This window comes from Sphingorhabdus sp. (assembly GCF_035329025.1).
Taxonomy (GTDB): domain Bacteria; phylum Pseudomonadota; class Alphaproteobacteria; order Sphingomonadales; family Sphingomonadaceae; genus Sphingorhabdus_B.
Map to the genome: position 1 here is coordinate 52,326 of NZ_DAOLHN010000015.1, position 8,196 is coordinate 60,521.

Here is an 8,196-nt window from a genome sequence, read left to right on the forward strand (position 1 = left end):
GGCAAGGTCTGTAGAAAATGAGTGACGAAAACGAGAATAAACCGACATTGGGTCGCAAGCCGCTTGGGCTGAAGCCGCGACTGGAGTCGGGCGAGGTGAAGCAGACCTTCAGCCATGGCCGCACCAACAAGGTTGTGGTTGAGGTGAAACGCAAAAAACTTGTCGGTAAGCCGGGCTATGCTCCCGAGCCGGAAGTAGCCGCGCCTCCGCCACCCCCTCCGCCGCCGCCGCCGCCCGCCGCACCTGCGCCGCGTGCAGCAGCACCGAGCGGTGAAACGCCGCAAGAGCGCGTAGCCCGTCTACAGCGTGAAGCAGAAGAAGACCGGCTGCGTCTTGCCGAAGAAGCCAATAGGCGCGAGCAAGAGGAACGTGCGCGTGCGGCAGATGAAGAGCGTCGCCGTGCTGAAGAGAATCGTAAGGCTGAAGCTGAGGCTGCCAAGGCTCCGCCTCCTGCGGTTGCGCAAGCCGATGAAGTTGAGGCTGCGGAAACCAGCGACGCTGTGTCACCCCCGCCGGCCCGCAGATTCACTCCGGTTGAATCGCCCAAGCGTCCTGCTCCGGCAGCGCCGCGTGAGGAAGTTCGCGGGGTCCGCGAAGAGGTTCGCCGCGAAGATCCGAAGAAGGTACCGCACAAGCCTAGCCGTGACCGTGCGGGCGATAGCCGCCGTCAATCGGGCAAATTGACCGTAACGCGCGCTCTGGACGACGATGAAGGTGCACGCGCCCGTTCGCTCGCCGCACTCAAGCGCGCGCGCGAAAAAGAGCGTCGCTCGCATATGTCGGGCATGCAGCGCGATGCGCAACCCAAGCAGGTGCGCGATGTAGTCGTTCCGGAAGTCATTACCGTTCAGGAACTGGCGATCCGTATGGCCGAAAAGGGCAGCGATCTGGTCAAGGCGCTGTTCAAGATGGGCATGCCTGTCACACTGACGCAGAGCATCGACCAGGATACCGCCGAATTGCTGGTGACCGAATTTGGTCACAACATCACCCGCGTTTCTGACGCCGACGTCGATATTGCCCATGATGACGATGTCGACGCCCCCGAAACATTGAAGCCGCGTCCGCCGGTTGTGACCGTGATGGGCCATGTCGACCATGGCAAAACTTCGCTGCTCGATGCATTGCGCGGGGCGAATGTGCAGGCCGGTGAAGCTGGCGGCATTACCCAGCATATCGGTGCCTATCAGGTGAAAACCAAGAATGGTGATCTTATCACCTTCCTTGATACACCTGGTCACGAAGCCTTCACCGAAATGCGCGCACGCGGTGCTACTGTGACGGACATTATCATCCTCGTAGTCGCTGCCGATGATGGCATCATGCCGCAGACAATTGAGGCTATCAATCATGCCCGCTCGGCCAATGTGCCGATGATTATCGCGATCAACAAATGCGACAAGGACGGCGCCAATCCACAGCGCATCCGTGAACGCTTACTGGAGCATGAAGTCATTGTCGAAAAAATGGGCGGTGAAGTGCAGGACGTTGAAATCTCGGCACTGAAGAAAACCGGCATCGACGACCTGCTCGACAAGCTGGCGCTGCAAGCGGAGCTTATGGAACTCAAAGCCAACCCCGATCGCGCGGCGGAAGCTGTGGTAGTTGAAGCGAAGCTCGACAAGGGGCGCGGTGCGGTTGCAACGCTGCTCATCCGTCGCGGTACGCTGAAGACCGGCGACATTTTCGTTGTCGGCGAGGAATCGGGCAAGGTTCGCGCATTGATCAACGATCAGGGGCAGCAGGTGAAAACTGCAGGGCCGGCCATGCCGGTCGAGGTATTGGGTCTCACCGGTGTTCCCGGGGCGGGCGAAATCCTGACGGTCGTTGAAAACGAAGCCCGTGCCCGCGAAGTTGCCGCTTTCCGCAAGGAACAGGCAAAGCTGAAGCGGACAACGCAAGCACCGGTTTCGGTTGACAACATGTTCTCGGCATTGGCTGCCAACCGTGCGAAGGAATATGCCGTTGTCGTCAAAGCAGACGTTCAGGGTTCGGTTGAAGCCATCGTCAACGCACTGCACAAGATTTCGACCGATGAAATCAAGGTGCGAGTGCTGCAATCAGGTGTCGGTGCGATTACCGAAAGCGATGTGACGCTGGCCAACGCGACCAAAGCGCCGATTATCGGCTTCAATGTCCGTCCCAACGCCAAGGCACGCGAGATTGCGCAACGCGAAAAGACACGGTTCAAATATTTCGATGTGATTTATCATCTCACCGAAGATGTCGCCAAGGAAATGGCGGGTATCCTCGGTCCCGAAATCATCGAAACCGTTGTCGGTCGTGCGAAGATCCAGGAAGTCTTCAACGCGGGCAAAAAGGACAAGGCTGCTGGCTTGCTCGTCCTCGAAGGCCATATCCGCAAGGGCTATCACACCCGCCTTACCCGAGAAGATGTCATCGTTTCGAAGACCGTCATTGCCTCGCTGCGTCGTTTCAAGGACGATGTCGACGAAGTTCGCGCGGGCCTCGAATGCGGTGTCGTGCTTCAGGATACAAACGACATCAAGGCGGGCGATATGCTCGAAATCTTTGAAGTCGAGGAGCGTGAACGGACGCTGTGACGGAGTTCCTTGGAAAAGGCGGCGCACATGTTGACCTGATGGGAGCGGAGTTTGTTGACTTCGATCCCGTCAGCGAAACCATAACTATGCGCTTCGTCGCGCCGGACAGTTTCATCACAGGTCGTGGCGGTGTACAGGGCGGACTGGTGGCTGGATTCCTTGATGAAGCGATGGGATGGGCGCATGTTCAAGCCACCGGCGGCACGGAAGCCCCGCTGAACCTTGAGATTTCCATGACGCTGCTAAAGCTGATTCCGCCCGGGCCATTGATGGGCAAGGGCAGGGTAGTGCGTCGCGGCCGCCGCGTCATATTCCTTGAAGGCGAATTGTGGGACGAGAGCTGGACGACGATTTATGCGCGTTCGACCTCGACCGCGATTCCGACGCCAATCCCGGGAAGTGAGAATTGATGGCCCGCCACAACGAAACCCCTGAAGGCCGGTCGGTTCGCTTGCTGCGCGTAGGCGAACAGTTCCGGCATATCCTCTCCGAGCTGTTGGCGCGTGGCGATGTGCATGATGATGTCCTGACCAGCCACAGCGTCAGTATCACCGAGGTGCGGATGTCGCCGGATTTGCGGCACGCAACCGTGTTTGTGAAATCCTTGCTTGGCGCGGATGAGGCAGAGGTGTTGAAAGCCTTGCGCACGAACACCGCATTCTTGCAGCGTGAAGTCGCTTCGCGGGTTCGATTGAAATATGCGGCGAAACTGAAGTTTCTGGCAGATGAAAGCTTCGATGAGGCCAGCCATATCGAGAAGCTGTTATCGAATCCCCACGTGACCCAGGATTTGACGCCCGATGGCGACGCCGAAGTCTAGCTCGGCAACAGCCGCGTCCGGATTGTAATCGACACCTTTTTGCCCACCACCAGCGAATAAGCCGTCATCCCGAAATCTTTGCGATTGATTGTGGTGACTCCGGTCAACCGGATTGCTTCCTTTCCATTGGCCTGCGCAGGCGGTTCGGAAAAAACGACGTTCAGTGCCACCGGACGGGTCACCCCGCGCGCGGTCAGATCGCCACGGACAACGCCACTGGTCGCGGTCGTCATCGCCAATTGGGTGCCTTCGAACCGTACGGTCGGAAATTTGTCGACATAAAAAAAGTCTTTGCCCTTCAAACGACCGGTTGTGACATTGTCATCGGACTTAAGCTGTGTGGCGTCGATTGAAACATCCAGATCGATCTGGTTCATTTGTGCCGGAGAAAGCAGCACCTTGCCGCGAAGCGCAGGAAAATAGGCTTTGCGATTGCCAACCCCCATGAATGCGACCTTTGCATCGACCGAGCTTGAGCCGGGATCCAGCGTGAACCGGTATGTCGATGCTGAATACCCTACGCTGGCTGTGCACAAAATAAACAGTGCAGCAGTCCAATGAGCAGTTTTCCACTGCATTATTCACTCCTCAATCGCGACCGTCATTGCCCATGGCATATTGCGCTTGGCTTCGTCTAGCACGGACTATTATGTAGCCTCATGGCTAAGCTGTATTTCTATTACTCCTCGATGAACGCGGGCAAATCGACCACATTATTGCAGGCCGATTTCAATTATCGCGAACGCGGAATGAACACGATGGTCTGGACGGCCGCGCTCGACGACCGGTACGGGAAGGGCTATGTGACATCGCGTATCGGTCTTCAGGCGGAAGCATGTAAATTTTCTCCGGAATCCGACTTGTGGAACGATATCGTCGCAGAACACCATAGCAACCCGTTGGCCTGCGTCCTGATTGACGAAGCGCAGTTTTTGTCAAGGGAACAAGTTCTGCAGCTGGCACGCATCGCCGATGAAGCGGGCATTCCAGTCTTGTGCTACGGCCTGAGGACAGATTTTGCCGCTGAACTTTTCCCCGGCTCTGCCGCACTTTTGGGGCTTGCCGATGCGTTGGTCGAATTAAAGGCGGTCTGCCACTGCGGCCGAAAATCGACGATGAACCTGCGTGTGGATGCCGAAGGCCATGCCGTGATTGACGGCAAACAAACCGAAATTGGCGGGAATGACCGCTATGTCGCGATGTGCCGCCGCCATTTCATGGAAGCGCGGAATGAATCTGCCGCTCATTCAGCGTTAAGCTTGGAGACGACATAAGAAGAGCCATGAAAACAGTCATTTCCATCTTTGGTGCTGCATTGACAGCTTTTGTTGCCACATCGTCCCAAGCAGCAAAGCCTAAAGAGTGGGCCGAATATGGTGTTGAGGCAAAAATTCCTTTCGCCAACCATGGTGGCATTCGAAACTTCGAAGCCAATGGTGATCGTGGCATATGGATCGAGGACCGCCAGCGGCGCTGGTATTATGCGCGGATAATCGGGCCGTGCCACAATTTGAGCCATGCCAATGGGCTGGCTTTCGATACGCGCGGGGCGGCATCGCTCGACAAATTTGGCGGTGTTATTGCTGGCCGGGATTATTGCCAGTTTGATAGTCTGGTGACAGCTGAGAAACCCTTACCCCGCAAAGAGCGAATACAAATACGCAAAGAGGTCCGCGCGGAAGCAAAGAAGGCCGTTGCTCCTGACGATTGACGCCGTGGTGTCGCTCCGCCAAAGGCGGGGCAATGAACGGCTGGATCATTTTGGACAAACCGATTGGTTTAGGTTCGACGCAGGCCGTCGCGGCGGTAAAGCGCAACCTGCGCGAAGCCGGATTTGGAAAAGTTAAGGTCGGCCATGGCGGCACGCTCGATCCTCTCGCAACGGGCGTTTTGCCGATTGCCATTGGCGAAGCAACCAAATTGTGCGGTCGGATGCTCGATGCGTCCAAAGTCTATGACTTTACAATCAAATTCGGCGACGAAACGGCGGGATTGGATGCTGAGGGAGAGGTTGTAGCGACTTCCGACATACGGCCCACAATGGCGCAGATCGAGGCTGTTCTGCCGATATTCACCGGAGTAATTGAGCAAATACCACCTGCTTACTCGGCGATAAAGATTGACGGGAAACGCGCTTATGATCGGGCAAGGGCAGGGGAGGTCATCGAGATTGCGGCCCGGCAAGTGACCATATACGCTCTTTCTGTTTCGGAACCGGCAGGTGAAGCCGCAATGGAAGAGGTTACCCTCTCTGCGCATGTTTCCAAAGGCACTTATATCCGGTCGCTGGCACGTGACATTTCGCATGCCCTTGGCACAGTAGGGCATGTCACTATGCTCCGGCGCACCAAAGCGGGGCCGTTCACGCTGGATCGCGCGATTTCGCTGGACAAACTCAATGAAATTGGTAAGGGCGCGCCTGCAAAAGACATTATCTTGCCGTTGGAGGCAGGGCTGGTCGACATCCCGGCTCTTGATCTCTCCCCGGATGCGGCAAAGGCGATCCAGCAGGGTCGTGTCTTGACCGGGGTTGCCACGAAAGATGGGCTATATTGGGCGCGAGACGCAGAAATGCGTGCCTTGGCGCTGGTAGAGCAAATCGGCGGTGAGTTAAGAACCGTTCGTGGCTTCAACCTTTAAAATACGATGTTCGAAGGAAAAACATGTCTATTACTGCTGAACGCAAAGCCGAAGTTATCAAGGACAACGCCCAGGGCAAGGGCGACACCGGTTCACCGGAAGTCCAGGTTGCAATCCTCACCGATCGCATCAACACCCTGACCGCACACTTCAAAAGCCACGCCAAGGATAACCACTCGCGTCGCGGACTTCTCCAGATGGTCAATCGGCGCCGTTCGCTTCTTGACTACCTCAAGAAAAAGGATGTCGCGCGTTATAATGCGCTGATTTCCAAGCTCGGTCTGCGTAAATAAGAAATTGCGAAGCGGCCCCCTCTGCGGGCCGCTTTTGCTATATGGGGTGGGTTCGCATTTCGGCGAACCCGGCCATGGGGGCGCAAAATGCTCCAACCGGCCCGGGCCGGAGATCCCGGAAAACAGGAGGCCCCTTTGCGCAATAGGGCGCGAAGGCATCTCAAGGAAAATCTATGTTTGATGTAAAGAATGTATCAATCGAGTGGGGCGGACAAACCCTGACACTCGAAACGGGCAAGGTTGCCCGTCAAGCCGACGGCGCTGTCATCGCGACCCTTGGCGAAACTGTTGTGCTTTGCGCGGTCACCGCGGCAAAGTCGGTGAAAGAGGGCCAGGATTTCTTCCCGCTCACTGTTCACTATCAGGAAAAATATTCGGCTGCAGGCCGCATTCCCGGTGGCTTCTTCAAGCGTGAACGCGGTGCCACCGAAAAGGAAACGCTGGTTTCGCGCCTGATCGACCGGCCGGTCCGTCCTCTGTTCCCGGAAGGTTTCTACAACGAAATCAACGCTATTGCGCAGGTTTTGAGCTATGACGGCCAGAACGAGCCCGATATCCTCGCAATGGTTGCAGCATCTGCTGCGCTCACCATTTCGGGCGTCCCTTTCATGGGCCCCATCGGCGCAGCGCGCGTTGGTTACCTGAATGGCGAATATATCCTCAACCCGACCGATGAACAGGTTGCTGAAGGCGATCTCGATCTGGTTGTTGCTGCAACTTATGATGCGGTGATGATGGTTGAATCCGAAGCCAATGAGCTTTCTGAAGAAATCATGCTCGGCGCCGTCATGTTTGCACATGACGCCTGTAAGGAAGTCGTGAAAGCGATCGTCAAGCTGGCCGAGAAGGCTGCCAAGGATCCTTGGGAAATGGCTGAGCAGGCCGATCTCTCGGCTGCCAAGGACAAGCTGAAGAAGCTGATCGGCAAGGATATTGCCGCTGCTTACAAGCTAACTGACAAATCGGCCCGTTCGAACGCGTTGAACGAAGCCCGCGCCAAGGCGAAGGAAGCGTTTAGCGACGCAACCCCGCAGGACCAGATGGCCGCGCAAAAGCTGATGAAGAAGCTGGAAGCTGAAATCGTCCGTGGCGCGATCCTGAAGGACGGTACCCGCATCGATGGCCGTTCGACGACGCAGATCCGTCCGATCCTCGCCGAAACGCACTTCCTGCCCCGTGCACATGGTTCGTGCCTGTTCACGCGCGGTGAAACGCAGACCATCGCAACCTGCACCTTGGGAACCAAGGATGCGGAGCAGATGATCGACGGTCTCAATGGCCTGTCATACCAGAACTTCATGCTGCACTATAACTTCCCACCCTATTCGGTCGGTGAAGTCGGTCGCTTTGGCGCGCCGGGCCGTCGTGAAGTCGGCCATGGCAAGTTGGCATGGCGTGCGCTGCACCCCGTGCTGCCGAGCAAGGACGAGTTTCCCTATACCATCCGCCTGACCAGCGACATCACCGAGTCGAACGGCTCGTCGTCAATGGCGTCGGTTTGCGGCGGTTCGCTCTCGATGATGGACGCTGGCGTCCCCATCAAGCGTCCGGTTTCGGGTATCGCCATGGGTCTCATCCTCGAAGGCAAGGATTATGCGATCCTCTCGGATATCCTCGGCGATGAAGACCATCTCGGCGACATGGATTTCAAGGTAGCTGGTACATCTGAAGGCATCACCACGATGCAGATGGACATCAAGATTGCGGGTATCACACGCGAAATCTTTGAAGCTGCGCTGAACCAGGCGAAGGAAGGCCGTGCGCACATCCTTGGCGAAATGGCGAAGGCGTTGGGTTCGGCCCGTACCGAACTGTCTGACTACGCACCGCGCATCGAAACGATGCAGATCGACAAGTCGAAGATCCGTGACATCATCGG

At 56.8% G+C, this 8,196-nt stretch carries 9 protein-coding genes; 8 read left to right on the forward strand and 1 reads right to left on the reverse strand.

The features are described 5' to 3' along the window. The first annotated feature begins 17 nt into the window (after positions 1-17). The 3 genes from infB to rbfA are packed head-to-tail and all read left to right on the forward strand — an operon-like array spanning position 18 to position 3,384. On the forward strand, positions 18-2,564 hold the full coding sequence (gene infB, locus PKC81_RS05990) for a translation initiation factor IF-2 (protein ID WP_324334099.1): 2,547 nt from the start codon (positions 18-20) through the stop codon (positions 2,562-2,564). Further along, positions 2,561-2,974, forward strand: coding sequence for a PaaI family thioesterase (locus PKC81_RS05995; protein ID WP_324334100.1), 414 nt, complete (start codon positions 2,561-2,563; stop codon positions 2,972-2,974). Before infB ends, PKC81_RS05995 begins: the two co-directional genes overlap by 4 nt. Continuing rightward, on the forward strand, positions 2,974-3,384 hold the full coding sequence (gene rbfA, locus PKC81_RS06000) for a 30S ribosome-binding factor RbfA (protein WP_324334102.1): 411 nt from the start codon (positions 2,974-2,976) through the stop codon (positions 3,382-3,384). Before PKC81_RS05995 ends, rbfA begins: the two co-directional genes overlap by 1 nt. Here rbfA and PKC81_RS06005 read toward each other — a convergent pair. After that, entirely contained in the window at positions 3,381-3,962 is a 582-nt protein-coding gene (locus tag PKC81_RS06005; RefSeq protein WP_324334104.1) for a YceI family protein, read from the reverse strand. The genes rbfA and PKC81_RS06005 overlap by 4 nt on opposite strands. Positions 3,963-4,043: 81 nt before the next feature. Here PKC81_RS06005 and PKC81_RS06010 point away from each other — a divergent pair, with 81 nt between their 5' ends. From PKC81_RS06010 to pnp, 5 genes are all read left to right on the forward strand, one after another. Further along, positions 4,044-4,658: a thymidine kinase gene (locus PKC81_RS06010; RefSeq protein WP_324334106.1), complete on the forward strand. Its 615-nt coding sequence runs from the start codon at positions 4,044-4,046 to the stop codon at positions 4,656-4,658. An 8-nt stretch (positions 4,659-4,666) separates the two neighbouring features. Continuing rightward, positions 4,667-5,095: a DUF6491 family protein gene (locus PKC81_RS06015; RefSeq protein ID WP_324334108.1), complete on the forward strand. Its 429-nt coding sequence runs from the start codon at positions 4,667-4,669 to the stop codon at positions 5,093-5,095. A gap of 32 nt (positions 5,096-5,127) precedes the next feature. Beyond that, complete coding sequence (gene truB, locus PKC81_RS06020; RefSeq protein WP_324334110.1) at positions 5,128-6,024, forward strand: tRNA pseudouridine(55) synthase TruB; 897 nt, start codon at positions 5,128-5,130, stop codon at positions 6,022-6,024. Between the two features lie 23 nt (positions 6,025-6,047). Then, positions 6,048-6,317, forward strand: coding sequence for a 30S ribosomal protein S15 (rpsO, locus tag PKC81_RS06025; RefSeq protein ID WP_298600873.1), 270 nt, complete (start codon positions 6,048-6,050; stop codon positions 6,315-6,317). Between the two features lie 173 nt (positions 6,318-6,490). After that, the coding region (pnp, locus tag PKC81_RS06030) for a polyribonucleotide nucleotidyltransferase (protein WP_324334113.1) at positions 6,491-8,196 on the forward strand (1,706 nt) is incomplete at its 3' end.

What these genes read in the sequence shown, in the direction of transcription:
- rpsO (WP_298600873.1), top strand. Translation starts at nt 6,048, where the DNA reads ATGTCTATTACTGCTGAACGCAAAGCCGAAGTTATCAAGGACAACGCC.
- PKC81_RS06015 (WP_324334108.1), top strand. Translation starts at nt 4,667, where the DNA reads ATGAAAACAGTCATTTCCATCTTTGGTGCTGCATTGACAGCTTTTGTT.
- rbfA (WP_324334102.1), top strand. Translation starts at nt 2,974, where the DNA reads ATGGCCCGCCACAACGAAACCCCTGAAGGCCGGTCGGTTCGCTTGCTG.
- PKC81_RS06005 (WP_324334104.1), bottom strand. Translation starts at nt 3,962, where the DNA reads ATGCAGTGGAAAACTGCTCATTGGACTGCTGCACTGTTTATTTTGTGC.
- truB (WP_324334110.1), top strand. Translation starts at nt 5,128, where the DNA reads ATGAACGGCTGGATCATTTTGGACAAACCGATTGGTTTAGGTTCGACG.
- PKC81_RS06010 (WP_324334106.1), top strand. Translation starts at nt 4,044, where the DNA reads ATGGCTAAGCTGTATTTCTATTACTCCTCGATGAACGCGGGCAAATCG.
- infB (WP_324334099.1), top strand. Translation starts at nt 18, where the DNA reads ATGAGTGACGAAAACGAGAATAAACCGACATTGGGTCGCAAGCCGCTT.